Source organism: Protofrankia symbiont of Coriaria ruscifolia (genome assembly GCF_900634745.1).
GTDB classification, from domain to species: Bacteria; Actinomycetota; Actinomycetes; order Frankiales; family Frankiaceae; genus Protofrankia; species Protofrankia californiensis.
Genome location: NZ_CAAAFR010000047.1, coordinates 12,984 through 38,785 on the forward strand (window position 1 = coordinate 12,984; position 25,802 = coordinate 38,785).

At 69.0% G+C, this 25,802-nt stretch carries 18 protein-coding genes and 1 pseudogene; 15 read left to right on the forward strand and 4 right to left on the reverse strand.

Annotation, left to right across the window (positions count from 1 at the left end; genetic code table 11):
• The first annotated feature begins 239 nt into the window (after window positions 1-239).
• The 11 genes and pseudogenes from clpX to CV1CTNOD_RS28155 form a co-directional block, all read left to right on the forward strand.
• A complete protein-coding gene (gene clpX, locus CV1CTNOD_RS07290; protein WP_131785392.1) occupies window positions 240-1,532 on the forward strand; it encodes an ATP-dependent Clp protease ATP-binding subunit ClpX in 1,293 nt (430 codons plus the stop codon).
• Between the two features lies 1 nt (window position 1,533).
• Window positions 1,534-2,862: a bifunctional folylpolyglutamate synthase/dihydrofolate synthase gene (locus CV1CTNOD_RS07295; protein WP_165485363.1), complete on the forward strand. Its 1,329-nt coding sequence runs from the start codon at window positions 1,534-1,536 to the stop codon at window positions 2,860-2,862.
• A gap of 162 nt (window positions 2,863-3,024) precedes the next feature.
• Window positions 3,025-3,438: a nucleoside-diphosphate kinase gene (gene ndk / locus CV1CTNOD_RS07300; RefSeq protein WP_131765991.1), complete on the forward strand. Its 414-nt coding sequence runs from the start codon at window positions 3,025-3,027 to the stop codon at window positions 3,436-3,438.
• 474 nt (window positions 3,439-3,912) lie between these two features.
• Entirely contained in the window at window positions 3,913-4,944 is a 1,032-nt protein-coding gene (locus tag CV1CTNOD_RS07305; protein ID WP_013872948.1) for a rod shape-determining protein, read from the forward strand.
• A 41-nt stretch (window positions 4,945-4,985) separates the two neighbouring features.
• Window positions 4,986-6,011 carry a rod shape-determining protein MreC gene (gene mreC, locus CV1CTNOD_RS07310; protein ID WP_131785393.1) on the forward strand — a complete coding sequence of 342 codons (1,026 nt, stop codon included), beginning with the start codon at window positions 4,986-4,988 and terminating at the stop codon, window positions 6,009-6,011.
• A 24-nt stretch (window positions 6,012-6,035) separates the two neighbouring features.
• The gene (mreD, locus tag CV1CTNOD_RS07315) at window positions 6,036-6,551 is read left to right on the forward strand and encodes a rod shape-determining protein MreD (protein WP_242606447.1); all 516 of its coding nucleotides are present in this window, start codon (window positions 6,036-6,038) and stop codon (window positions 6,549-6,551) included.
• A gap of 43 nt (window positions 6,552-6,594) precedes the next feature.
• Window positions 6,595-8,925 (forward strand): penicillin-binding protein 2, encoded by a 2,331-nt coding sequence (gene mrdA, locus CV1CTNOD_RS07320; protein WP_131785417.1) that lies wholly within the window; start codon window positions 6,595-6,597, stop codon window positions 8,923-8,925.
• Window positions 8,926-8,983: 58 nt separating this feature from the next.
• The gene (gene rodA / locus CV1CTNOD_RS07325) at window positions 8,984-10,207 is read left to right on the forward strand and encodes a rod shape-determining protein RodA (protein ID WP_131785395.1); all 1,224 of its coding nucleotides are present in this window, start codon (window positions 8,984-8,986) and stop codon (window positions 10,205-10,207) included.
• Window positions 10,208-10,274: 67 nt separating this feature from the next.
• A complete protein-coding gene (locus CV1CTNOD_RS07330; RefSeq protein WP_131785396.1) occupies window positions 10,275-12,221 on the forward strand; it encodes a TIGR03960 family B12-binding radical SAM protein in 1,947 nt (648 codons plus the stop codon).
• Complete coding sequence (locus CV1CTNOD_RS07335; RefSeq protein ID WP_131785397.1) at window positions 12,205-12,966, forward strand: TIGR03936 family radical SAM-associated protein; 762 nt, start codon at window positions 12,205-12,207, stop codon at window positions 12,964-12,966. Before CV1CTNOD_RS07330 ends, CV1CTNOD_RS07335 begins: the two co-directional genes overlap by 17 nt.
• A 1,218-nt stretch (window positions 12,967-14,184) precedes the next feature.
• Window positions 14,185-15,972 (forward strand): annotated as a pseudogene (locus CV1CTNOD_RS28155) (Rne/Rng family ribonuclease); the annotation flags it as partial.
• 20 nt (window positions 15,973-15,992) lie between these two features.
• On the opposite strand, the gene CV1CTNOD_RS25485 reads toward CV1CTNOD_RS28155, so the two are convergent.
• Window positions 15,993-16,514, reverse strand: a complete 522-nt coding sequence (locus CV1CTNOD_RS25485; protein ID WP_207386250.1) for an MFS transporter — start codon at window positions 16,512-16,514, stop codon at window positions 15,993-15,995.
• A gap of 424 nt (window positions 16,515-16,938) precedes the next feature.
• Here CV1CTNOD_RS25485 and rplU point away from each other — a divergent pair, with 424 nt between their 5' ends.
• Genes rplU through proB form a run of 4 tightly spaced genes read left to right on the forward strand, consistent with a single transcriptional unit; the run spans window position 16,939 to window position 20,201 of the window.
• On the forward strand, window positions 16,939-17,256 hold the full coding sequence (gene rplU / locus CV1CTNOD_RS07350) for a 50S ribosomal protein L21 (RefSeq protein ID WP_131785398.1): 318 nt from the start codon (window positions 16,939-16,941) through the stop codon (window positions 17,254-17,256).
• Window positions 17,257-17,262: 6 nt separating this feature from the next.
• Window positions 17,263-17,532 carry a 50S ribosomal protein L27 gene (gene rpmA / locus CV1CTNOD_RS07355; protein WP_131766002.1) on the forward strand — a complete coding sequence of 90 codons (270 nt, stop codon included), beginning with the start codon at window positions 17,263-17,265 and terminating at the stop codon, window positions 17,530-17,532.
• A gap of 48 nt (window positions 17,533-17,580) precedes the next feature.
• A complete protein-coding gene (gene obgE, locus CV1CTNOD_RS07360) occupies window positions 17,581-19,086 on the forward strand; it encodes a GTPase ObgE (protein WP_131785399.1) in 1,506 nt (501 codons plus the stop codon).
• The gene (gene proB, locus CV1CTNOD_RS07365) at window positions 19,083-20,201 is read left to right on the forward strand and encodes a glutamate 5-kinase (RefSeq protein ID WP_165485364.1); all 1,119 of its coding nucleotides are present in this window, start codon (window positions 19,083-19,085) and stop codon (window positions 20,199-20,201) included. The genes obgE and proB overlap by 4 nt, the downstream gene beginning before the upstream one ends.
• A gap of 142 nt (window positions 20,202-20,343) precedes the next feature.
• Here proB and CV1CTNOD_RS07370 read toward each other — a convergent pair whose 3' ends face one another.
• The 3 genes from CV1CTNOD_RS07370 to CV1CTNOD_RS07380 all read right to left on the reverse strand — a co-directional run bounded on the left by CV1CTNOD_RS07370 (window position 20,344) and on the right by CV1CTNOD_RS07380 (window position 25,801).
• Window positions 20,344-20,796, reverse strand: a complete 453-nt coding sequence (locus CV1CTNOD_RS07370) for a nitroreductase family deazaflavin-dependent oxidoreductase (protein WP_131785400.1) — start codon at window positions 20,794-20,796, stop codon at window positions 20,344-20,346.
• 317 nt (window positions 20,797-21,113) lie between these two features.
• Entirely contained in the window at window positions 21,114-24,602 is a 3,489-nt protein-coding gene (locus tag CV1CTNOD_RS07375) for an AAA family ATPase (RefSeq protein ID WP_131785401.1), read from the reverse strand.
• Window positions 24,602-25,801: an exonuclease SbcCD subunit D gene (locus tag CV1CTNOD_RS07380; RefSeq protein WP_131785402.1), complete on the reverse strand. Its 1,200-nt coding sequence runs from the start codon at window positions 25,799-25,801 to the stop codon at window positions 24,602-24,604. The genes CV1CTNOD_RS07375 and CV1CTNOD_RS07380 overlap by 1 nt, the downstream gene beginning before the upstream one ends.
• Window position 25,802 lies beyond the last annotated feature (1 nt).

Consider the following 25,802-nt stretch of genomic DNA (forward strand, 5'->3'; position numbering starts at 1 on the left):
GGACGCGGCAGGCGGACCATAGGCTGATCCACGCGAGCCGCGCGATAGAGCTCTCACGGGGCGTCTGTAAGAGGTACCGTCCCCACACGAGGATGTGACGGCCATCAGCCCGAAGTCGCCGGCATGCGCAACAGTCGGTAACGCGGGCAGGATAGTAACAGACAGGCGACGACTGGGCGGCCAGGCCGCCCCTGACCTGCAGGCGACACCATCGTCTGGACGAAGGGACTGAGTCCTCGGTGGCACGCATAGGTGACGGCGGCGACCTGCTCAAGTGCTCGTTCTGCGGCAAGTCCCAGAAACAGGTGAAGAAGCTCATCGCCGGACCGGGCGTCTACATCTGTGACGAGTGCATCGATCTCTGCAACGAGATCATTGAGGAAGAGCTGTCGGAATCTTCCGATCTCAAGTGGGACGAGCTGCCGAAGCCGCGCGAGATCTATGAGTTCCTGGACAGCTATGTCGTTGGTCAGGAGCAGGCCAAGAAGACCCTGTCGGTTGCCGTCTACAACCACTACAAGCGGGTCCAGGCCGGTGGGGCTGGCGGCGACGCCAAGAGTGATGTAGAGCTTGCGAAAAGTAATATTCTTCTGCTGGGGCCTACCGGGTGCGGCAAGACACTGCTGGCGCAGACCCTCGCTCGGATGCTCAACGTCCCGTTCGCGATCGCCGACGCAACGGCGCTCACCGAGGCCGGCTACGTGGGCGAGGACGTCGAGAACATCCTGCTCAAACTTATCCAGGCTGCCGACTACGATGTCAAGAAAGCTGAAACCGGCATCATCTACATTGATGAGGTCGACAAGATCGCGCGTAAGTCGGAGAATCCGAGCATCACTCGGGATGTTTCCGGCGAGGGTGTTCAGCAGGCGCTGCTGAAAATACTGGAGGGGACGACCGCGAGCGTGCCGCCCCAGGGCGGTCGCAAACACCCGCACCAGGAGTTCATCCAGATCGACACCACAAATGTCCTGTTCATCGTGGGTGGAGCTTTTGCCGGACTTGACCGTATCATTGACTCGCGTATAGGCAAGAAATCGCTGGGATTCCGGGCGGTCCTGCATGGAAAGGACGATCCGGACGCCGCGAGTGTCTTCACCGATGTCATGCCGGAGGATCTGCTCAAGTACGGGATGATTCCCGAGTTCATAGGTCGTCTACCGGTGATCACCAGTGTGTCGAACCTCGACCGGGAGGCGCTGATCCGCATTCTCACCGAGCCGAAGAACGCGCTGGTCCGGCAGTACAAGAAACTGTTCGAGCTGGACAGCGTCGACCTCGACTTCACCGCGGACGCCCTCGACGCGATCGCGGATCAGGCGATTCTGCGCGGAACCGGCGCGCGGGGGCTGCGTGCGATCATGGAAGAGGTCCTGTTGTCGGTCATGTACGACATCCCGAGCCGCAAGGACGTCGCCCGGGCCGTGGTGACGCGTGAGGTCGTTCTGGAACACGTCAACCCGACGCTGGTCCCGCGTGACCGTGACGTTGCCGCGTCCAAGCGAACCCCTCGCCAGGAGAAGTCGGCCTGACGTGGTGGCAGACGACGATGCCGGTCTCGCCCGGGTCGAGAAGGCCCTGGCCGGACGTTTCCCGCACCGGATGCTCCCGGATCTGGAACGGATGCGCGACCTGGTCGATCTGTTGGGCCGGCCGCAGCGGGCCTACCCGTCGATCCATCTGACCGGGACCAACGGCAAGACCTCCACCGCCCGCATGGCGGACTCGCTGCTGCGCGCATTCGGGATCAGACCTGGCCGTTACACCTCCCCGCACCTGGAGAGCGTCACCGAGCGCATCAGCCTGGACGGCCGGCCCGCCCCGGCGGACGTCTTCACCCGGGCCTACGACGACGTCATCGCGTGCGCCGAGCTTGTCGACGGCCGGCATCCGGAGAAGGTCACGTTCTTCGAACTGCTAACCGCGATGGCGTTCTCGGCGTTCGCGGACGCGCCGGTCGACGTCGCCATCGTCGAGGTCGGGATGGGCGGGGCCTGGGATGCGACCAATGTCCTGGACGCCGCGGTGGCGGTCGTGACCCCGATCTCCATCGATCACCCGGAGCTCGGGGACACCCCCGAGGCGGTGGCAGTGGAGAAGGCCGGAATCATCCATCCGGGCGCGCTCGCCGTGCTCGCCCAGCAGCCGTTGCCGGCAGCCGAGGTGCTCCTACGCCGGTGCGCCGAGGTGGGGGCGACGGTGGCGCGGGAAGGGCTGGAGTTCGGGGTTCTCGGCCGTACCGTCGCGATTGGCGGGCAGATGGTGACTGTCCGTGGGCTCGGCGGGGTCTACGAGAACCTGTTCCTGCCCCTGCACGGACAGCACCAGGCCCACAACGCCGCATGCGCGCTGGTGGCTGTCGAGAGCTTCCTCGGCGGCGGCCGGGAGCTGCTCGACATCGATGCGGTGCAGGCGGGCTTCGCCCAGGCCGACTCCCCGGGGCGCATCGAGGTGGTCCGGCGCTCGCCCACGGTGCTGCTGGACGGCGCACACAACCTCGCGGGCGCGCAGGCGCTCGTCGAGGCCGTGGACGAGGCGTTCGGCTTCGACTGTCTCGTCGGTGTCGTGGGGATACTTGCCGACAAGGACGCCGCCGGCATCCTGGCCACCCTCGAATCGGTGTTGCACGCCGTCGTCGTCACCCAGAGCGGATCACCGCGGGCGATGCCCGTCGACGACCTCGCGGCAGTCGCGGTGGACATCTTCGGCCCCGACCGGGTGGAGGTCGCCGCCCGCCTCGACGACGCGCTCGACGTCGGCGTCCGGCTGGCCGAGCAGGACGCCGACCTCGGCGGTGCCGGGGTCCTGGTGACCGGGTCGTTGGTGACGGTGGGGGAGGCCCGGCACCTGCTGCGTCGCTGACCGGTAGGTTGCCAGTGAACCGGACGTGGCGTGACTGTGGATCCGTGGCTGTAGATCATGGTCTGTCGCACCGCCGAGGCTGCAAGGTCCACACGCTGCAAGGTCTACAACAGCCGCGGAATACCGCGGCTGTCCGTGCGAGTAAGCAGAAGAAGGAGTTCCGTGTCCGTCGAACGTACCCTCGTTCTGGTCAAGCCCGATGGCGTCAGCCGTGGCCTCGTCGGCGAGGTCGTCGGCCGGCTGGAACGCAAGGGTCTGACCCTGGTCGCGCTCGAGCTACGCACCCTGCAACGGTCGGTTGCCGAGACCCACTACGGCGAGCACGCCGCCAAGCCGTTCTTCGGCGAACTGGTCGACTTCATCGTTTCCGGCCCGTTGGTCGCGCTGGTGGTTCAGGGGCCGCGGGCGGTCGAGGCCGTGCGCGGCCTGATCGGCGCCACCGACCCGGTCAAGGCAGCTCCGGGATCACTGCGTGGTGACTACGCCCTGGAGATCGGGCAGAACCTCGTCCACGGTTCCGACTCGCCCGAGTCCGCCAAGCGCGAGATCGACCTGTTCTTCCCCGGGCTGAGCTGACCCTCGCTCGAACGGACCCGGGTGCACCGACCGGTGGCGTGCCGCTCATCGGTCGGTGCACCCGCGGTGCGTCCGGCGGGTGGGTTCCTCGTTCGTCTGGGTTACGGAATGCTGTCACTCCGGCTGCCTTCAGTGGGTTGTCTCAGGTAGCATCCTTGCTACTCCGAGTGTTAGAACTGGTCGTACGGGTTGGGGTTGGCAGGCCTGGTGACCCGGCGTGGTGCGTGAACTGTTACACGCCACGTATCCCTCACACCCGCGGCAGGCTCGAGGGGCCCGGTTTACGCTCTTTGGTATCTGCAACAGCTGGTATCTGCAACAGCGTCTCTACTGGATTGCCGAACTACTGGACTACTGGATGGGGCCCGTCGAACAAGCAGTGGACACGTCGTTACGGACACCGCCTGCCCTGTACACCCAACACGCCCTGCGTGCGCACCCAGACCGCATACCCGGGAAGGCCGGCATCCGACGATGTCCAGTTCGTTGTCGTTCCTAGGCCGTGACATGGCCGTGGACCTTGGCACCGCCAACACCCTCGTCTACGTCCGTGGTCGCGGAATCGTGTTGAATGAACCCAGCGTGGTCGCGATAAACACCACCACGACGGGGATCCTCGCGGTCGGGACCGAGGCGAAGCGGATGATCGGCCGTACTCCCGGCAACGTGGTCGCGATCCGTCCGCTCAAGGACGGTGTCATCGCGGATTTCGACACCACCGAGCGTATGCTGCGCTACTTCATCCAGAAGGTCCATCGGCGGCGGCACTTCGCCAAGCCGCGCCTGGTCGTGTGCGTCCCGTCCGGCATCACCGGAGTCGAGCAGCGGGCGGTGAAGGACGCCGGCTACCAGGCCGGCGCGCGCAAGGTCTACATCATCGAGGAGCCGATGGCCGCAGCCATCGGAGCCGGGCTGCCCGTGCACGAACCCACCGGCAACATGGTGGTCGACATCGGTGGCGGCACCACCGAGGTGGCGGTGATCTCTCTCGGCGGGATCGTGACCAGTCAGTCCATCCGGACCGCGGGGGACGAGCTGGATACGGCGATCATCTCCTACGTCAAGAAGGAGTACTCGCTCATGCTCGGTGAGCGGACCGCGGAAGAGATCAAAATGGCAATCGGTTCCGCGCACAAGATGTCGGACGAGCCGAGTGCTGAGATTCGCGGCCGGGACCTGGTCTCGGGCCTGCCCAAGACCATCGTCGTCACCGCCGAGGAGATCCGCAAGGCAATCGAGGAGCCGGTGAACGCGGTCATCGACGCAGTCAAGGTCACCCTTGACAAGTGTCCGCCGGAGCTGTCCGGTGACATCATGGACCGCGGGATCGTGCTGACCGGCGGGGGAGCGCTCCTGCGCGGCCTGGACGAACGTCTGCGCCACGAGACCGGCATGCCGATCCACATAGCCGACAACCCGCTGCACTCGGTCGCCATGGGGTCCGGCAAGTGCGTCGAGGAGTTCGAGGCGTTGCAACAGGTACTCATCTCCGAGCCCCGTCGCTGACTGTCCGCAGGTACGGAGGTTCTCAGGTACGGAGGCCGGTGGTGGGACGTGACACCCGGCGTTCCCGCGTGATCATCCTCGTGCTGCTTGTCGTGGTCTTCACTCTGATCACCGTTGACTACCGCTCGAGTGACAGCTCGTCGGGCCTGCGCGGCGCGCTACGCGACGTCTTCGGCGGGGTCGAGACAGCGGTCACCACGGTCACCCGACCGATCGGGCGTACCCTGTCGTCGCTGGCCCATCCCAACCGCTACCAGAAGCGCGCCGATGCCCTCGCCGCGGAGAACGCCGAGCTCAAGCGGCGCCTGGCCGAGGATGACGAGGCGCGGCGGCAGGCCGCGGCACTGTCCAGCCTGCGGCTGCTCGCTGACCGGGGACAGTACACGATCATCCCGGCCAGGGTCGTCGCGATCGGTGACATCACCGGGACCGACTGGAGCGTCACGATCAATGCTGGTAGCGCAGACGGGGTCACCCCGGACAAGCTGGTACTCAACAGTGACGGGCTCGTCGGCACGGTCCTGACCGCGACCGCCCACACCGCCGTGGTCCAGCTGGCCTCCAGCCCGGCGAGCCATATCGGCGCGCGACTGGAGAACACCAGGCTGCTCGGTGCGGTGGCGGGCCGAGGCGGTCCGGACGCCCTGACGTTCACCCTCTACGACGCCACACTCCAGGTGAAGACAGGTGATCGACTGGTCACGTTCGGCAGTGTCGACTATGCCGGTGGGGTACCGATCGGGGTCGTCACCAAGGTTCTGGACTCCGATGGGGGCCTCTCGCGCTCGGCCGAGGTCACCACCTTCGCCGCCCTGGGTTCGCTGGACCTGGTCGGTGTCGTCGTCGGCACACCCGCGACCGATCCGGGTGACCGGGTGCTGGCGCCGCGCCCGGTGCCGCCGCAGGCCACCGCGCCGCCGCCGACACCGGCACCGGCGGCTACCGCGCCGCCGTCGCAGCAGCCGTCAGCCACCGCGTCGCCGTCACCGTCATTCGTGCCCAGCGCGCCCGTGCGGATCTCCCCGACACCGACACTCGCCCCCGCGGCGAGGACGTCCACCGGCTGAGGCGGGGTCATGCGGAACATGGGCATGCGTGCCTCCGAGGTTCGGGGCAGGACCGTCGTGGTCACCGTCGCCGTGATGGTCGTCCTGACCGTGCTGCAACTGTCCGTCATCGCCGCGCTCGACCTGCCGCTGGGCAGCCCCGACATCGTCCTGATCGTGCTTTCCTTCGTGGCGCTGAGTCAGGGACCTGTTGTCGGCGCGGTTGTCGGCTTCACCGTCGGGCTGCTCGCGGACCTGCTCTCCACGCACGTCCTCGGCCAGACCGCGATGGTCTTCTCCCTGGTCGGGTACGGGGTGGGGCTCGCCGGCGACGAGACCGACCGGACGGCGTACCTGCCTCTGGTTGTCGTCGCCGCCGCCTCGGCGCTGGGGACGGCCGGTCATGCCGCGATGGCCGGCATCATCGGTCATCCGAGCCTGACCGGTACCCAGACGCTCCTGCGCGCGGTCGGCGCGGCCCTCTACGCGCTTGTGCTGACCCCGGTCGTCTTCCCGCTCGTCACGGCCGGGATGCGGCGCCCACGCGGGGACCGTTCGTGATCGGGCGGCGACCGTGAGACGGCCGAGCTTTGTCGAGGAGTCGCTGGACGACCGTACCCGGGTGCGGCTGGTCGTCCTGCGTGTCCTCGCGGTCTCCCTGCTGGTGACTCTCGGCGCCCGACTGTGGACCCTGCAGATACTTAACGGCGACCACTACCGTCACCTCGCGGAGACCAACCGGGTCCGTGAGGTCGTCACCCCCGCGACCCGCGGCCTGATCGTGGACGACCAGGGGCGAGCTCTCGTCCGCAACCGGACCTCTTTGGTCATATCGGTCAACCGGTCGGTGACCGATCGGCAGAAGGACTCCGGGCAGGCCGTGCTGGAGCGGTTGTCGAACGTGATCGGGATGCCCGTCGCCGACATCAAGGGGCGCATCCAGTTCTGCTCCGCCACGGTGAAGCCCCCGTGCTGGAACGGCTCGCCCTACCAGCCGGTTCCGGTGGCCAAGGACGTTTCCGCGCAGCAGGCGCTGGCCGTCATCGAACATCCCGACCGGTTTCCCGGAGTCTCGGCCGACCTGCAGGCCGTGCGCGAATACCCGTACGGCTCCCTCGCCGCGCACGAACTGGGATATCTCAGCCCCGTCACCCAGAAGCAGCTCGACTCCGACGGCGCCAGGAACGGATACCACCAGAACAGCCTGGTTGGTATCTCCGGGCTGGAGGACACCTATGACGCGGACCTGCGGGGCGCCGACGGTGTGCAGAGACTCGAGGTCGACCGGTTCGGGCGGGTCGCGGGCACTGCGTCGTCCACCGCGCCGCGCAGCGGCGACAACCTCGTGCTTTCGCTCGACCTCGGGGTCCAGCAGGCGGTCGAGCAGACTCTGCAGAAAACACTGGACTCCCTCGGCGGCGGGCGGGCGCGTACCGCCTCCGGTGTCGTGCTCGACGCCAGGACGGGCCATGTGATCGCCATGGCGAGCCTGCCCTCCTATGACCCGTCGGTGTTCGTCGGGGGCGTTTCCGAAGCCGACTACAAGGCGTTGTCCGACCCGGCCAACGGGATTCCGCTGCTGTCGCGGGCCTACCAGGGTTCGGGCGCGCCCGGGTCGACGTTCAAGCCGGTGTCGACCCTGACCGCGCTGACCAACCTCGGCGCGTCGACCACCGACGACTACGACTGCGGGCCCACACTGCAGGTCGGTGGCCAGACCTTCCACAACTTCGAGGGATCGTCCGCCGGGCCGATCACCCTCCACCAGGCCCTGGTCATCTCCTGTGACGTCATCTTCGACCGGTTCGCCTACGAGGCATGGCTTGCCGACGGTGGATTGCGCAACGGTCGCGGACCGTACCAGGAGCCCCACGAGTACTTCATGAAGATGGCCCGCACCATGGGATTCGGCAGCCGCACGGGCATCGACCTGCCGGGGGAGACAGCCGGGTCGGTCGTCGACCGGGCCGGCGCGAAGGCGATCTGGACGGAGCTGAAGGACTCCTACTGCCGCCGGGCCCACGACGGCTACCCGGAGGTCACCGACCCGGCCAAGGCGGAACGGTTCCGCCGGTACGCCGCGGAGGCGTGCATCGACGGCTACCTGTACAACGGAGGCGCGGCGGTCCAGTTCGCGATCGGGCAGGGCCAGTACCTGTCGGTCAGCCCGCTGCAGCTCGCGGCATCCTATGCCGCCATCGCCAATGGTGGGACGCTGTACCAGCCCACCCTGGCCAAGGCGGTGATGTCCCCGGACGGCCACGTCGTGCGGACCGTCGAACCCAAGGTCGCCGGCAGGATTCCGGCCACGCCCGAGACGCTCGCCTACATCCGCGACGCCCTGCACGGAGTGACCAGCGAAGGCGGTGGGACCGCGACCGGAGTGTTCGCGGACTGGCCGAACGACACCATCCCAGTCGCGGGCAAGACCGGTACCGCGGAGGTGGAGGGGGCCGGGGACACATCCTGGTTCGCCTCGTTCGCGCCCGCGAACGACCCGCAGTTCGTCGTCGTCGTGACCATTCCGGATTCCGGAACCGGCGCCGAGTACGCGGCTCCGGCCGCCAAGGCCATCTACCAGAGTATCTACGGCATCGGACACCCCGCGGCGCTGCCCGGCGGCAGACCGCCGCCGGAACTGCCCCGGGTCGAGCAGGACGGGACGTTCTCGACGGGTGCCGCACCCGCACCGGCCGCACAGGCACCGGCAGCCAGCCCGTCCGGGGTGTCGTTCGCGGATCGGCCCACCGGCGCTGTCGCGACGGCTGCGGTCCCGGGTACGTCGGGCCTGGGGATTGTGTACGCGGTCGCCGAGCCGGCCCTCGTTCGGGGGGTTCTCGTTCGCGGGGCTCTGGGCCGTGGGGCCTTCATAGGCGAGGGGGACGGGTCTGCCCGCGGGCCACCTCGTCCCCCTGAAGCCCGGGGTCCCTGGTGAAGCTCAAGGGTTCCTCAGGCCAGGCGCTCTTCTATCGGTGATCATGGATGGAGTGTTCATGACGAGCCCGACGGCACTGCGTTCGTCCCCGGTTCCTTCGCGTGGCAGGATAGGCCAGCTGCGTGACCGGGCGTCGGGTCGACACTCCCCGCTGCGCCGGCTGGACTGGCCGCTGCAGATCTCCGTGATCACGTTGTCGATGGTCGGGGCGTTGCTGGTGTGGTCCGCCACGCGGCAGCGCGAGATCGAAAGCGGTGGCGACCCGCAGATATTCCTCAAGCGTCATCTGCTCAACCTGGTCATCGGGCTGGCGCTCGCGGGTGTGGCAACCATTGTGGACTATCGAATTCTGCGGGCATACGCCCCGTTCGTGTACCTGGGATCGTTGTTCGGTCTGATCGCCGTCCTGCTCATGGGCGCGACGATAAACGGTGCGCACTCCTGGATCGTTCTGCCGGCCGGTTTCCAGCTGCAGCCCTCGGAGTTCGCCAAGGTGGCCCTCATCCTCGGGGTGGCGATGATCCTCGGGGAGAAACACGACGACCGCGACACCGGTATCCAGCTCAATCCCGGCCACCAGGACGTCGTCCTGGTGCTCGCGCTGGCGGCCGTGCCGATGGCACTCATCATGATGCAGCCGGACTTCGGTACCGTCATGGTCTTCGTGTTCGTCATTCTCGGGATGCTCGCGGTCAGCGGTGCCCCGAGCCGATGGGTGATCGGGCTCATCCTGTGCGGGATCCTGTTCGGCGGGGCCATCCTGCAGTTCCACCTGCTCAAGCCGTATCAGGAAGCGCGCCTCACCGAGTTCGTCCGGGACAACCAGAACACCTCGTCAACCGGGTACAACGTCGACCAGGCCATGACGGCGATCGCCAACGGTGGTCTCATCGGCCGGGGCCTGTTCAACGGGATGCAGACCCAGGGCCAGTTCGTGCCCGAGCAGCAGACCGACTTCGTGTTCACGGTCGCCGGGGAGGAACTGGGTTTTCTGGGTGCCGGTGGGGTCCTGGTACTGCTCGGCGTGGTGCTGTGGCGGGCGCTGTCGATCGCGTTCGACTCCGGTGACGCCTTCGGGACGATGATCGCGACCGGGGTGGTGTGCTGGTTCGCGTTCCAGATGTTCGTCAATATCGGGATGACCCTCGGGGTCATGCCGGTGACCGGCCTGCCCCTGCCGTTCCTGTCCTACGGGGGATCGTCGATGTTCGCGAACCTGCTGGCGGTCGGCCTGCTGCAGAACGTCCGCCTACGGGCCCGTTCGGACCCCTACGCCCTGTAGCAACCCGGGGGAGGTTGGGCCTGGCGAGCCCGCCTCCGGCCGGCGTGTGTGCCGTAGGCTCGCGGACATGTCCGGACAGTCGCTGTTCCCTCGCTTGGAACCGTTGCTGCCGCGGGTCCGCAAACCCGTGCGCTATCTCGGCGGCGAAGGAAATTCCCAGGTCAAGCCGTGGGAGGACGCAGTAGTTCGTTGGTGCCTGATGTACCCAGACGCCTACGAGGTCGGCCTTCCCAACCAGGGCGTCCAGATCCTCTACGAGATTCTCAACGAGCAGCCGGACGTCCTGGCCGAGCGCACCTACTCGGTCTGGTCGGACCTGGAGGATCTGCTGCGCGAGCACGGCATCCCCCAGTTCACCGTGGACGCCCACCGCGCGGTCGGTGACTTCGACCTGCTGGGGGTGAGCTTTTCCACCGAGCTCGGTTACACCAACCTGCTGACCGCCCTGGATCTCGCGGGCATCCCGCTGCATGCCGCCGACCGGGGCGAGGAACATCCGATCGTCATCGCGGGCGGGCACGCCGCATTCAACCCCGAGCCGGTCGCGGCTTTCGTCGACGCGGTCGTCCTCGGCGACGGCGAGCAGGCGGTCCTGGAGATCACCGACGTCGTCCGCGCCGTCAAGACCGCTGCGCGCCCCGGCGGCCGCGAGGAGCTGCTCATGCAGCTGGCTCGGCGCGGATTGGCCTATGTGCCGTCCTTCTACGACGTGGACTACCGGCCGGACGGGCGTATCCGCGCGGTCACCCCGAACCGTCCCGATGTGCTGGCCCGGCCGGCCAAGCACACCGTGAGTGACCTGGACGCCTGGCCGTACCCGAAGGCACCGCTGGTCCCGCTGGCGGAGACCGTGCACGAGCGGATGAGCGTGGAGATATTCCGCGGATGCACGCGTGGCTGCCGTTTCTGCCAGGCCGGGATGATCACCCGTCCGGTCCGGGAGCGCACCATCGACACCATCGGTGCGATGGTCGACCGGGGCCTGGAGGCGTCCGGGTTTGCCGAGGTCGGGTTGTTGTCGCTGTCAAGTGCTGACCACACCGAGATCGGTGAGATAGCCAAGGGTCTGGCCGACCGGTACGAGGGCACCCACACCTCGCTCAGCCTGCCCTCGACCCGAGTGGACGCGTTCAACGTCACACTGGCCAACGAGTTCTCCCGCAACGGCCGCCGCAGCGGGCTGACCTTCGCCCCGGAAGGCGGCTCCGAACGCCTGCGCAGGATCATCAACAAGATGGTCAGCGAGGAGGACCTGGTCCGCACGGTCAGCACCGCCTATGCCCAGGGCTGGCGGCAGGTGAAGCTGTACTTCATGTGCGGCCTGCCCACCGAGACCGACCAGGACGTTCTCGCGATCGCGGACCTCGCCCGCGAGGTGATCAGGGCCGGCCGGCGGGCCAGCGGGCACCGCGACATCCGCTGCACGGTGTCGATCGGTGGTTTCGTACCCAAGCCGCACACGCCGTTCCAGTGGGCGGCCCAGGCATCCCACGAGGTCACCGACGCCCGGTTGCAGATGTTGCGCGACGCGATCCGCGGCGACCGGGAGGTGGGACGGGCGATCGGTTTCCGTTATCACGACGGGCGTCCGGGCATGATCGAGGGCCTGCTCGCCCGCGGTGACCGCCGGGTTGGCGCGGTGATCGAACGGGTATGGCGCGACGGTGGCCGGTTCGACGGATGGAGTGAGCACTTCTCCTTCGAGCGCTGGGAGAATGCCTGCGCCGAGGTGCTCGGGCCGTTGGGGGTGTCCCTCGACTGGTTCACCACACGTGAGCGCGACGAACGCGAGGTGCTGCCCTGGGACCATCTGGACGCCGGCCTCGATCGTGACTGGTTGTGGTCGGACTGGCAGGAGGCGCTGCGCGAGACCGAGCTGGACGACTGCCGCTGGACCCCCTGCTACGACTGCGGGGTCTGCCCGACCATGGGCACGCAGACCCAGATCGGCCCGACCGGCCGGACCCTGCTGCCGCTCGTACCGACCAGGCCGGCCGGTGCCGCGGCGTCCTGAAGGTCCGCCCCCGCCGCCGGTCGTCGCACGGGTGCGGGTGCGGTTCGCCAAGCGGGGGCGGTTGCGTTTCCTGTCCCACCGCGACATCGCGAGGACCTTCGAGCGCGCCCTGCGACGTGCGGACGTCCCGATGGCGTACTCGGCGGGCTTCAGCCCGCATCCGCGTATCTCCTGGCTGGGTGCCGCCCCCACGGGCGCTGCCAGCGAGGCCGAGTACGTCGAGCTCGCCCTGGCCGAACATTGCCAACCGCGGGCGCTGGGGGAGGCGTTGGACGCGGCCCTGCCAGCCGGGTTGGACGTCGTGGCCTGCGCGCCGGCGACCTCGACACCGCTGGCGGATCTGGTGGACGCGTCGCGGTGGCGGGTGCGGTTGCCCGGTGTCGCGCCCGCCGAGCTGGCCGCCGCCGTGGACGCGCTGCTTGTCCGTGACCTGGTCGAGGTGGAGCGGGTCACCAAGAACGGACATCGGCGGTTCGATGTCCGTCAGGCAGTGGTCTTGATGGTTTGCCGTGCGGAGAACGACACGTGTGCGATACTGGATACGGTTGTGCGGCACACGACGCCCGCCGTACGACCCGACGACATGCTGACCGCCCTATGCGTGGTCGCCGGTCTTCGGCCGCCAGTACCACCCGAACTGCTTCGGCTCGGGCAAGGTCGGCTGCTGGAGGATGGCACCGTGGCGGATCCGCTCATGCCGGACCGCGACGACGCAGGACGGCTGGTCGGTCGAATCGATGCGTGATGCAGGGCGTCGCAGGATTCGCCGGTGGTACCCCGCCGGACCGAGACAGCGGTTCCTGAGCGGTCGCGACTGTGAGAGCAGCGCGCCCGGGGACCCCGAGAGGCTTCATAACCCGTGCCCGAAGACATTTCGACAGACTCCGATGAGACACCCGTCACTCGTCCCGCACCGAGACGGCGGCGCGCTGCCGCGCGATCTGCCGGACTCCCGCCCGAGGCCCTGACCGGAATCAGAGCTGAGACCAGCACCGAGATCAATACCGAGGCCCCGAGCGGGCCCTTGGGCGTACCGTCGTCGCCGGACAAGCCGGTAGCCGTCGGTGAACCCGCCGGTGCGACTCGACAAAGCGATCCGCCGGTGCCGCCGACCGCAGAACCGACAGTGCAGCAGCCGACGGCCGTGCCGTCGGCTGCTGCGCGGCCCGCCGACTCCGACCGGTCGTGGCCGGTTTCGTTTCGATCCGATCTTAGCGGTTCCGAGGTTGCGCAGACCGGCGGACTCCAGACGTCGGCGATCGCCGATGCCGACCCGGCCGCGCAGCGGGAGCCACGACCACGCCGTGGGCGGGCGGTCACGATGGTGACCTTCCAGGCGCCCGAGCCCGCCGCGATCGAGCCGGTGCAGCGTCGCCGCCGCGGGACCTCGCCGTTCGGTACCGACAACCCCCCGTTCAGCGCCGACAGGGTGAACGCGGACGCCGTGAACGACTCCGGCGGGGCGGCCACCCCCGATTTCGGCCCTTCCGCCGGTACCGGCGGGGACCCTCGTGCCGCAGACCGCCGTTCCGCGGACTCTCGTTCGAAGCCGGCCGTCGATACCGGCCAGCACGCCGAGGAGGATCCCGATCACGAGCTCGAGTCGGAGCTCGCCGCGTACGGCGACGTCGAGGCGTCGGCGACCGCGGAGGCGGCGGCCGACGACAGCGGTGACGGTGGTTCGACGCGGCGCCGCCGCCGCGGCCGCCGCGGCAGGGGTCGTGCCCGCTCCGATGAGGAAACCGACGGCATCGACGACCTGGACACTCCTGCCTCCGACGGGGCGCGTACGCGTCCCGACGATTTCGACTGGGACGGACCGGCTCGCTCCGGCCGTGCCGAGACCGACGACTCGGAGCCGGATCGGGATTCGGATTCGGATTCGGACGACTCCGGCGAGCCCGGGGAGTCCCGGGCCGGGCTGTCGCCCGATGGGGACGTGTCCGACGAGGAATCACTGCCGGGCAGCTCGCGCCGTCGCCGCAGGCGTCGTCGCCGGGACAGCACCGCGTTCGTCGACGAGGTCGCTCCCGACGACCCCCCGACGACGGTCGTGCACGTGCGCGAAAGCCGGGTCCGTGACGACGAGGTCCGCGGGGTCAACGGTTCGACCCGGCTGGAAGCCAAGCGACAGCGCCGGCGGGAGGGCCGTGACAGCGGTCGCCGCCGCCCACCGATCGTTACCGAGGCCGAGTTCCTCGCCCGCCGCGAAGCGGTCGAACGGCGCATGGTCGTCCGCAACGCGGGTGACCGCACCCAGATCGCGGTGCTTGAGGACGGGGTGCTGGTCGAACACTTCGTCACCCGGGCGAGTTCCTGGTCGTATGCGGGCAACGTCTACCTCGGCCGGGTCCAGAACGTGCTCGCGAGCATGGAGGCGGCGTTCGTCGACATCGGCAAGGGACGTAATGCCGTCCTGTACGCCGGTGAGGTCAACTACGACGCCAGCGGGCTCGACGGACGGCCTCGCAAGATCGAACAGGTGCTGAAGTCCGGCCAGTCGATCGTCGTCCAGGTCAGTAAGGACCCGATGGGTCACAAAGGTGCGCGGCTTACCAGCCAGATCAGCCTCCCCGGTCGTTACCTGGTCTACGTGCCGGACGGGCAGAACGCCGGGATCAGCCGTAAGCTTCCGGACACTGAACGTGCCCGCTTGAAGGCGATCCTGAAGAAAATCACTCCGGAGAACGGGGGAGTGATCGTCCGGACCGCCGCGGAGGGTGCCAGCGAACAGGAACTCGCCCGGGACGTGGCCCGCCTGTCGGCCCAGTGGGAGGACATCTGCCGTAAGGCGACGAAGGCCAGCGCCCCGGCGTTGCTCTATGGCGAGCCCGACCTCGTGATCAGAGTGATCCGGGACATCTTCAACGAGGACTTCGCTGAACTGGTCGTGCAGGGAGCAGAGGAAGCCACGATGATCGAGGACTACGTCGACATGGTGGCGCCGGACCTGCGTGACCGGGTCCGCAGGCATGCCGGCCCAGCCGACGTGTTCGACGAGTACCGGGTCGACGAACAGCTCGCCAAGGCCCTGGACCGCAAGGTGTGGCTGCCCTCGGGCGGATCCCTCGTGATCGACCGCACCGAGGCCATGACGGTCATCGACGTCAACACCGGCAAGTTCACCGGCAAGGGCGGGAACCTCGAGGAGACGGTCACCAAGAACAACCTCGAGGCCGCCGAGGAGATCGTCCGTCAGCTCCGGCTCCGGGACATCGGTGGGATCATCGTCATCGACTTCATCGACATGGTCCTGGAAAGCAACCGCGAACTCGTCCTGCGGCGCCTGACGGAGTGTCTCGGCCGGGACCGCACCCGCCACCAGGTCGCGGAGGTGACCAGCCTCGGGCTGGTCCAGATGACCCGCAAACGGGTCGGTCAGGGACTGCTGGAGGCATACAGCGAGCCGTGCACGCACTGTGGTGGGCGTGGGGTCACCCTGCACCTGGACGGTCCGTCCGCGCCTGCGCCCGTGCGCAACGCGCCGGCCGATCCGACAGTGCCGGTGCCGGCACCAGCGCCGGCCGCCGACACCACAGTTGTTCACGACGCGGCTGTTCACGACACGGCTGTTCACGACACGGCTGGGCGTGATGATACGGCCAACGGTTCGGGACCGTCATCGAATGCTTCCCGCCCGTCGGGCGTGCGCGCTGCCGGTCGCAGGCGCGCATCGCGGGCCGTTGCGGCGCCTCAGGAGAGCGCGCCCAGCGGTCTGGAGACGGTCGGGGGAGGAGCGCGCGAGAGCTGACCCCGCCGGCTGGTGGGACCTCAGGGTTGGCTGGCGGATGCGTCCGCCACGGTCCGGCGCTGCTGCACCGGTTCCCGGCGGACGAGGTCGCGCCGCCGGTGTTCGCGCAACAGCGCGTCCAGGGTGGCGCGGGACCGCCGGAGCGCACCGTCCACAGCGTCGCTGGCGCGGTGGGTGTCCCCCATCTGCAGGGCGTAGGTGGCAACCACCAGGGCCTGGACGACGTCGTCCTGGGCGGACAGGGCGTCACCGTCCGTGCTGCTGGCGCTCTTCTCGGCGAGCCCGTCCACGGCCAGTCCGCGAGTCCGCACCGCAAGCCAGCATGCGGCGCCCGCCGTGCTCAGCGCCCATAAGGCGCGGACCCCGGCGGGAAGGCCGACCAGACCGTTGACGGCAACCCCGGTCACGGTCGTGATGACGACAGCCGACGCTGCGATCGTTGCCGACCGTCGCGGCGGGTCCGCCGCGCGGGTCGAGGCCATCAGTGGCCAACCGGCAGTCAGGACAGCGGTTACCGTGACGGCACCAGCTCCCCAGATCACGACTTGCCACCCCACCGTGCACCCCCGTTTGGCTGGCGCTGTTGCGCTGGCTGCCGGTTTGGGCAGCCGTCCCCGCAGCCGATGGTCGCCTGGCCGTGGGCGGGACGCCATGGTTCATCCGTGCCATGGCCGGATGCGCCTGGTGGCGGGAGCGAGCGCGTCTGATAAGGACCCGTCCTGCTGGTCGGCAGCATGCTGGTCGGCACCATGCTGGTCTGGAGTGCTGGTAGGCGTCGTAGCGGTCCGGGCCGGCTGCCGGCGTCGGTGTGGTTGGCCGGCGGTGTTAGGGTAGTGCAATCAGGGCCGGGCGCGGCTGTTTCCGCCGCGCCAGTCAGGGCCTCTGAGGGTGGAAGCGTTCGATCACCAATCGGACAGTCCATCCTCGGCAGCTCCAACGCCCGTCCGACTTCAGCAAGGAGAACTGGTGTACGCGGTCGTGGCCAGCGGCGGCAAGCAGCACAAGGTCGCCGTCGGCGATGTCGTCGACGTCGAGCTCGTTCCGGGCGAGCCGGGTGCGGCCGTCAATCTGCCTGCGCTTCTGCTTGTTGACGGTGACGTGGTGACCCACGACAGGGACGCGCTCGCGTCCGTCGAGGTAATCGCCGAGGTCGTCGAAATCGTCAAGGGTCCTAAGATCAGGATCCACAAGTTCAAGAACAAGACCGGCTATCACAAGCGGCAGGGCCACCGTCAGAAGCTGACCCGCCTGCGGGTGACCGGTATCGAGACCGGGAAGGCCTGAAGCGACATGGCACACAAGAAGGGCGCGAGCTCGTCGCGCAACGGTCGTGACTCGAACGCTCAGCGTCTCGGTGTGAAGCGCTTCGGCGGCCAGTACGTCAATGCCGGCGAGATCATCGTCCGGCAGCGTGGCACGCACTTCCACCCTGGTTCGCAGGTCGGCCGTGGCAGTGACGACACGCTGTTTGCGCTTGCCGCCGGCCACGTCCATTTCGGTACCCGTCGGGGACGCCGGGTCATCAACGTCATACCTGCCGAGGAGCTCCTGTCCGCCTGATCCGGGTAGGCGTTCCAGTCGGCTGCGGTGGAGGAAGGCAGCGCTGCAGTGCCCACCTTCGTTGACCGCGTCATCCTTCATGTCACTGCGGGTGACGGTGGGCATGGTTGTGCATCGGTTCATCGGGAGAAGTTCAAGCCGCTCGGCGGGCCGGATGGCGGCACCGGCGGTCGCGGCGGTGACGTCATCGTCCGGGTCGACCCGGATGTGACCACCCTGCTGGACTTCCACTTCCACCCGCACCAGCGGGCATCCGGTGGGCGGTCCGGCCAGGGTTCCAACCGGCACGGCGCAGACGGGGCAGACCTCGTCCTGCCCGTGCCGGACGGCACCGTCGTCCTACGACCGGACGGCGAGCAGATCGCCGACCTTGTCGGTGCTGGTAGCTGCGTGGTCATCGCCCGCGGCGGGCGCGGTGGCCGTGGTAACGCCGCACTTGCCTCCGCTCGGCGTAGAGCCCCCGGGTTCGCCGAACTCGGCGAGCCGGGGGAGCAGTTCGACGCCGTCCTCGAACTCAAGACCGTCGCCGACGTGGCGCTGGTCGGTTTTCCCAGCGCCGGCAAGTCCTCGCTGGTGTCGGTGCTCAGCGCCGCCAAGCCGAAAATCGCCGACTACCCGTTCACGACGCTGGTGCCCAACCTCGGCGTGGTGAAAGCAGGCGACACCGCGCCGTACACGGTGGCCGACGTCCCGGGTCTCATACCCGGCGCGAGCACCGGACGCGGACTCGGTCTTGAGTTCCTGCGCCACATCGAGCGCTGCTCGCTCATCGTTCACGTGCTGGACTGCGCCACCATGGAACCCGGTCGTGATCCCCTGACCGACCTCGACGTCATCGAAGCCGAACTCGCGGCTTACTCCAGCGACCTGTCCGACCGGCCGCGGGTGGTCGTGCTCAACAAGATCGACGTTCCGGACGGCCGCGAGCTGGCGGAACTGGTCACACCCGAGCTCGCCGCCCGTGGGCTGGGTGTCTTCGCCGTGAGCAGCGCGACCCGTGAAGGCGTCCGAGCGCTCTCGCTCGCCCTGGCCGAACAGGTCGCCGAACATCGGGCCGCGCGGCCGGCGCTGGCGTTCCAGCGGGTCGTCCTGCGTCCCCGCGCGGTCGACGAACCCGACTTCGCCGTCCGCGCGCATGATGACGGATTCATCGTGACCGGCGCCAAACCACTGCGCTGGGTCCGTCAGACCGACTTCAGCAACGACGAGGCGATCGGCTTTCTCGCCGACCGCCTCGCCCGTCTGGGCGTGGAGACCGAACTCGCCCGCCTCGGCGCGGAATCCGGCGTGGCGGTGACCATCGGTGAGATCACCTTCGACTGGGAACCGCACCTGAACCGCCGCGGCAGCCGGACTATTAATGATCTTGATGGCGAGGTGGCGGCGGCGGAATCGTCCCTCGGCCCGCGGGGGAGTGACGACCGGCTTGTCGCCTCCACACGGTTGACCCGTGCGCAGCGGCTCGCCCGCCGGGCCGGCAGCCGCCAAGCCCTCGCCGACCGGGATGCCGATCTGGACGACCCGGACGATCTGGAGGGCGAGGCCGAAGTGTGACCGCCCGTGATTTCGTGATCCGGGCTGACCGGGTCGTGGTGAAGGTCGGCTCGTCGTCGTTGACCACCGCCAGCGGCGGCATCGACGGCGACCGTGTCGACGCCCTGGTGCGGGCGGTCCTTCCGCGGGCCGGACGGCTGGTGCTGGTCTCCTCGGGAGCCATCGCCGCCGGGCTTGCGCCGCTGGGCTTGGCGCGCCGTCCCCGGGATCTGGCAACCCTACAGGCTGCGGCCAGCGTTGGGCAGAGCATGCTGGTGCACCGGTACGCGACGGCGTTCGGACGAGCCGGCCACCAGGTCGGTCAGGTGCTGCTCACCGCCACCGACGTGGTGCGCCGCACCCACTACCGCAACGCGCGGACCACCCTCGACCGGCTGCTGGAGCTCGGTGTGGTCCCCGTCGTCAACGAGAACGACGCGGTGGCCACCCAGGAGATCCGGGTCGGTGACAACGATCGCCTCGCCGCGATCGTCGCGCATCTGGTGTCCGCGGACCTGCTGGTCCTGCTCTCGGACGTGGACGGTGTCTACGACGCCAACCCCCGACGTGGCCCGGCCGCCATGATCCGCGAGGTCCGGACGGACGCTGACCTCGAGGGGGTCGGCACCCGAGGTACCGGCAGTGCCGGCGTGGGCGTCGGCGGCATGGCAACAAAGATCGACGCCGCTCGGATGGCGGCCTCGGGTGGGGTCACAACGCTCATCACCTCGGCGGTGAACGCCACTGAAGCCCTTGCCGGAGCCGAGGTGGGGACGGTGTTCCACCCGAGCGGGCCGCGTCGGGCGTCCCGGCTGCTGTGGCTGGAGCACGCGACCACCCCGCAGGGCAGGCTGTTCCTTGACGACGGGGCGGTGAACGCGATCGTGAACCGGCGGGTGTCGCTGCTGCCGGCCGGGGTCACCAAAGTCGACGGTGACTTCGCCGCGGGCGACCCGGTGGACCTGGTTGACCCGTCGGGACAGCCGGTTGCCCGTGGGCTGGTCGCCTATGACGCCGCTGAGCTGCCCGGGATGCTGGGCCGCTCGACGTTCGCTCTCGCCGCGGAACTCGGTTCGTCCTACGAACGGGAGATCGTCCATCGCGACGACATCGTCATCCTGCAACGGAAGCCGTAGCAGCGGAAACCGTAAGTAGACATCCTGCAGCGGAAGCCGTAGGCAGAAACGGTTGTGATAGCGACGGTCTCCACCTACGGCTTCTGTATCTGTAGGTGGAGACCGTCGTGACAACAGCACTTTCCACCCACGCCTTCCGTCGTCAGCGGACCGCGCGGAGGAGGACGACCGGGATTTCCCGGCTGGTCTGTCCCTGGTGATCGCGGATGCTGGGGATCTCGTCGATCAGCGCCTGGTAAAGGCGTTCCCGCTCCGGGCCGGCGGTGGTGGACGCTGCGGCGTCGAACCGGTCGGCGCCGAGTTCCACGGTTACCCGCGGGTTGGCGACCAGGTTCCGATACCAGTCGGGATGGGCGGCCGAAGCCAGGTTCGAGGCGAAGACGACGATCCGGTCCGGGGAACCGTCGAGGATGTAGCCCAGCGGTGTCGTGTGGGGCCGGCCGCTGCGGGTTCCGACCGTCGTCAGCAGCAGCAGCGCCGCTTCGGGCAGAGTCGTGGTCAACGTGCCGTTGTTCGCCCGATATTCGGTAATCAGTGCCCGGTTGAACCCTTTTCGGTCGAAGTCCGGGCTGCGCGGGTCGATCTTGGTGGTCAAGCGCACCTTCTTGTCCGCATGTCAGTGCGCACTCAACCATACAGCGGTTCCATGTTCTTGCGCAGGGTGATTTTTCCTGTACGGATGTGCTGCGATGCACCGGCCGGAGCCCGGCCACGGGGCTACCGTTGCGGGTGACGAGAATCGTTTCGCCGTTCTCGACCGCGTCCATGACAGCCGCGGAGCCGTTGCGGAGCTCACACTATGTGATTATTTTGATCATAGTTCTTGGTAGCGCCACGTACTATATGGCGCTACGCACGGGTGGTGCGCTCGTGTTTCCGGGCTTCCTCGTCCGGGGCTCCGTTAGGGCCCCGTCAGGGGATGGTGGTACGTACGTGGCTGCCGTGGGCCTGCTTGACGACGGTGATCTGGGTGGGGATGCGTTGGCGCAGGTCCGCGACGTGGCTGACGATGCTGACCAGCCGACCGCCGGAGCGCAGGTCGTCCAGGACGTTCATGACCTCCTCGAGGCTGTCCGGGTCGAGGCTGCCGAATCCCTCGTCGATGAACAGCGCGTCCATGGCCTGGCCACCGGACTCGGCGGTGACCACGTCGGCGAGGCCCAGCGCCAGGGACAGGGCAGCCTGGAAGGTCTCCCCGCCGGAGAGGGTGGCGGTGTCGCGCCGCCGGCCCGTCCAGGCGTCCTCGACGAGAAGCCCGAGGCCGGCCCGCCGGCGCCGGTCACGCCGCTCACCGCTGTCGTGGACGAGGGTGAACCGGCCGCCGCTCATCGCCGACAGACGCCCGCTTGCCGCGGCCGCGACCTCCTCCAGACGGGCGGCGAGGACGAAGCTCGACAGCGGCATGCCGTGGCGGTTACCGCCGCGGCCCGCGGCCAGCTCGGCGAGGCCCCGCAGTTCCTCCGCGGCCTCACGCAGCGGCGGTATCGCGGCGAAGGCCTCGGCGAACGCGGGCGCCAGGTCGGACAGCCGCCGGGCCCGGTCGTTCGCGCGCGCCGCTTCGGTGAACGCCGATTCGTGCCGCTGCCGCGCCGCGAGCGCGTCGACTTCCCGCTCGGCCACCGGCGTCGGCGTATCCGGATCAACCGCCAGCTGGGGGTTGGCCAGACGGGACCGCACACCGACAAGGTCGTCACGGTGGGCCATCAGGCGCGCCTCGGTATCGACGATCCAGCTCTCCTCCCGACAGGCGTCTAGGGCCGCGGTCGCGTCCGGGAAGCCGGCGGCGTGGGCGTCGCTGTTCGCGCTCGACGCGGCGCGGCGGTACTCCTCCTCCGCCAGCGCTGCGGCTGAAGCGGCCGCGTGGCAGTCCGAGTAGGCGTCGGCGAACTGGGCAACCTCGCGCTGCCGGGCGGCCAGCCGCCCGGTGTCGCGCAGCTCCGGCGGGAGGCTGGAACGCTGCCGCTCAGCCCGGGCCCGGCACTCCTGCGCACGGGTACGGGCGAGCTGCTCACCGGTGGTGTGGCCGGCCAGTTCGGTCGAGGCCCGCGTCTCCTCCTGGTGCACGAGCTCGAGTGCCTGTTCGGCGGTCGGGACGTCGTCGGCCTGCGTGGCGAGTGCGTCGGCCCGGCCCGCCAGATGGACCGCGGTCCGCTCGAACATCTCGACGGGTAGTACGGCGGGCAGTTCGGAGCCTGCGGGCAGCTCCCTCAGCCGCGCAACACCGTCCACAGCAGCACGATCGGCAACCTGCCGATCTGCAGATTCATGATTGGCAGATTCATGATTGACGATGTTGCCGCCAGCACTCTTATGGTCGTTTTTCTCCTCGTTTCCGCTGGGGACGGGGTCGGTCATCCCCAGTACGGTGACCGTCGCGAACGCCTCGACCGGACGGGGCGGCCTGCTGCCGGTGTTTTCGGTGGGCAACGGGCCGCGCGGCACGGCGGGCTCGACGCGCACGCCGGTGGCCGAGCCCGCCCCCGCCATGTCTACCGCCGTGTCTACCGCTGTGCCCACCATCGCTGTGTTCGCCGCGTCCACCGCGCCTGCCGTGCCTGCCTTGCCTGCTGTGCCTGCCCTGTCGCCGTCCGCTCCAGGGCCTGCCGCGGGTTCCGCCCAATTCGGGGCGAGCGTGCCGGTGATGTCAACGGTGGTGCCGGCAGCGACAGCGGCGGGGCTGACACCGCGATCGGCATTGCGATCGGTACCGGGATCCACGTGGTTTGCCAGTGCACCCGTCAGCGTGCGGATCCGTTCGTCCAGCCGGTCGGCGTCGCGGCGGGCGTCAGCGGCCTGTGCCGCGAGTCGGTTGGCCACGGCTTCGGCTGCGAGTTCGTCGTCCTTGCTGACGTGGTCCGCGCGGACCTCGGCCGGGTCGGGATGCGCGAGGGATCCGCAGACCGGGCAGGGAGAACCGTTGACCAGGGCGGCACTGAGCTCCGCGGTGATCGCATCGAACCGCTGCCGACGGATGTCGCTGGCCTGGTTGCGGGCGTCCCGCGCGGACTGTTCCACGTCGTGCGCATGGGCGAGGGCATGCGCACGTTGACGCACGGCAGTGGCCAGCTCGGCGGCCATGCGTGCCTGCTCGCGCGCACCTGCCAGGGCAGCCACGGCGGCCCTGGCACGGGTGTGCCTGGCGTCGAGGGCACGGCGCTGCTCCGGCAGATCGGTTCGCAGGTATCCGGTGAGTGTGGTGGCGGCGGCCGCATGCGTGTCGGCGTCGGTGTCGGCTGCCTGTGCCGCGGCGTCGTCCGCTTCGGCGGCAGCCAGGACGTTTGCGAACTGCTCGAGGCGTCCCATGTCGGTGTGGGTGAGCCGGGACAGCCGGGCCAGCTCGTCGACGGCAGCGTCGTGGCGGGCACCGAGCAGCTCCAGTCGGTGGCGTCCGGCATCCTCGGCCAGGCGCGCCCGCGCCAGGTCGTCCGCCCGTTCCCGCACGTGGTCCAGGGCGCGGCGGACCGCGGCGGCGCGGCGGGCGGCGTCCAGCTCGGCGGCCATGCTTTCGATCGCCGGGAGCTGCGCCTCGAGCGCTGCCAGCCTCGTGTCGAGGCCACGCCGTTCCCGCTGGCGTTCGGCGAGTCCGCGGGCCTGGTCGAGTGATTCCTCGGCCTGCCGGCGGGCTTCGGCGGCCGTGGCGGCGTGGTCCATGGTGCTGTGGGCGGCGGCGCCCGCGGTGGCGGCGAGCCCGGCGGCCCAGCTGGCGTCGGCCTCGGGATCGTCGGGCTCGGCGATCCCGGCGGCTTCGGCAGCCCGGGCCGCCACCCGGGCGAGGTCACCGCGTGCGGCGGCAATCCGTTCGCCGGCAATCTTGGCCTGGTCGGCGAGCCACTGCTCGGCATGCTCGAACCGGCTGACGGCGAACAGGCGCTTGAGCAGCCGTTCCCGCGCGTCGTGGTCAGCCTGCAGAAAGTCGGCGAAGCGCCCCTGCGGCAACATGATCACCTGGAAGAACTGTTCGGCGGTCATACCGAGCAGCCGACCGGTCTCGAGCCCGACGTCGTCGTTGCGCTGGGCGACCACCTCCCAGCCGGCGTCGGTGCGGCGCTGCAGCAGGGCGGTGGGGTTCACCCGGGAGCTGCCGGCACCGCCCCGCCTGGGCCTGTCCCAGGCGGCTGTCCGGGCGATCCGGTAACGGCGCCCGGACACGCTGAACTCCAGGCGGACCCACGGCTCGGTGCCCGCGTCGGCATGGTGGGAGCGCAGGTCCTTCGCGCGCGCCCGAAGCCCCGGGACGACGCCGTAGAGAGCGAAGCCGAGCGCGTCGAGCAATGTGGTCTTCCCACCGCCGGTCTCGCCGCACAGCAGCACCAGACCGCCGGCCCCGAGACGGTCGAAATCCAGCTCAACCCGACCCGGAAAAGCTCCGAAAGCGGTGAGTTCCAGGCGGTGCGGACGCATCAGGCCGCCTCCTCGGCCCGGCGGGCGTCGTCCAACGCCGCCTGTAGCAGGGACTGCTCGCGCTCGCTCGGTTCGGCCCGTACATGGGTGACGAACGCCTCGGCCACGGCAAGGTCGGAACGTCCGTGGATGCGCCGGCCGTAGGTGAGTTCGTCGACGGACGCGTCGGTGGCAGGCTCGTGGCTCAGGGTGAGCGCGAAGGGAAAGCGGCGCTGCAGGGTCGCCATCGCATCCATCGGGCGGACCGGGTCGGTGAGCACCACCGAGACGAAGTCGGCGGTGTGTCGTTCGTGGACGGTGCCTGTCATCAGCTCCGCCAGCCGGCCCCGCAGCCTTGCGAGGTTGCGGTAGACGGGTACCGGGATTTCCTCCAGCCCGCTCAGGCCGTTCGCATCGATGTCCACCAGCAGCGACGATTTGACGTCGGTCGCCTCGGAAAACGAGTAGGGCAGGGGCGAGCCGCTGTAGCGCAGGCCCTCGTCCAACGCCTGCGGCCGGTGCAGATGCCCGAGCGCGGTGTAGGTGATCCCGTTGAACAGCTTCGCAGGGACGGCCGCGAGCCCGCCGACGCCGATGTCACGTTCGCTTTCGCTGACCTGGCCACCGCTGACCCAGGCGTGGGCGCAGACGATGCTGCGGCCGCCGCGCCGAGCCCGGTCGGCGTGCACGGCCCGCATGGCCTGGCCCAGCGTCGCGGCATGGCTCGGTGCCGTGCTGCCAGCGGGTGCCGTGCCGTCGAGGTGCGTCCCGTCGTCGGTGTCCGGACCGGGTGCCGCCGGCAGGATGGCGGCCACCGCCGCCGGTTCGAGGTAGGGAAGCGCGTAGACGTGGACGGGCCCGTGGGAGTCCTCGACAGTGACGGGTATGGCGATGGCGGATACGTCCGTCCTGATGCGTACCCGGGGGTCGAGCAGCCCGGCCTTGTCACCGAGGCGCGCCCCGGCGTCGTGATTGCCGCTGATCACCACCACGTGTGCGCCGGCGTCACGTACCCGCGACAGCGCCTCGTCGAACAGCCGCATCGCCGCGACCGGCGGGATGGCCCGGTCGTGCACGTCCCCACTGACCACGACGAGGTCGACGTGTTCGGCCCGGACGACCTCGACGAGATGGTCGACGAACGCGGCCTGCGCCGCCAGGAGGTCGAACCGGTGTAGGGCACGCCCTAGGTGCCAGTCGGATGTGTGCAGCACGAGCATG

Coding starts and splice junctions, on each gene's coding strand:
- mreD (WP_242606447.1), top strand. CDS start 6,036: ATGCGTGCCTCCGAGGTTCGGGGCAGGACCGTCGTGGTCACCGTCGCC.
- CV1CTNOD_RS07380 (WP_131785402.1), bottom strand. CDS start 25,801: ATGCTCGTGCTGCACACATCCGACTGGCACCTAGGGCGTGCCCTACAC.
- CV1CTNOD_RS07305 (WP_013872948.1), top strand. CDS start 3,913: ATGTCCAGTTCGTTGTCGTTCCTAGGCCGTGACATGGCCGTGGACCTT.
- rpmA (WP_131766002.1), top strand. CDS start 17,263: ATGGCACACAAGAAGGGCGCGAGCTCGTCGCGCAACGGTCGTGACTCG.
- CV1CTNOD_RS07330 (WP_131785396.1), top strand. CDS start 10,275: ATGTCCGGACAGTCGCTGTTCCCTCGCTTGGAACCGTTGCTGCCGCGG.
- rodA (WP_131785395.1), top strand. CDS start 8,984: ATGACGAGCCCGACGGCACTGCGTTCGTCCCCGGTTCCTTCGCGTGGC.
- CV1CTNOD_RS07375 (WP_131785401.1), bottom strand. CDS start 24,602: ATGCGTCCGCACCGCCTGGAACTCACCGCTTTCGGAGCTTTTCCGGGT.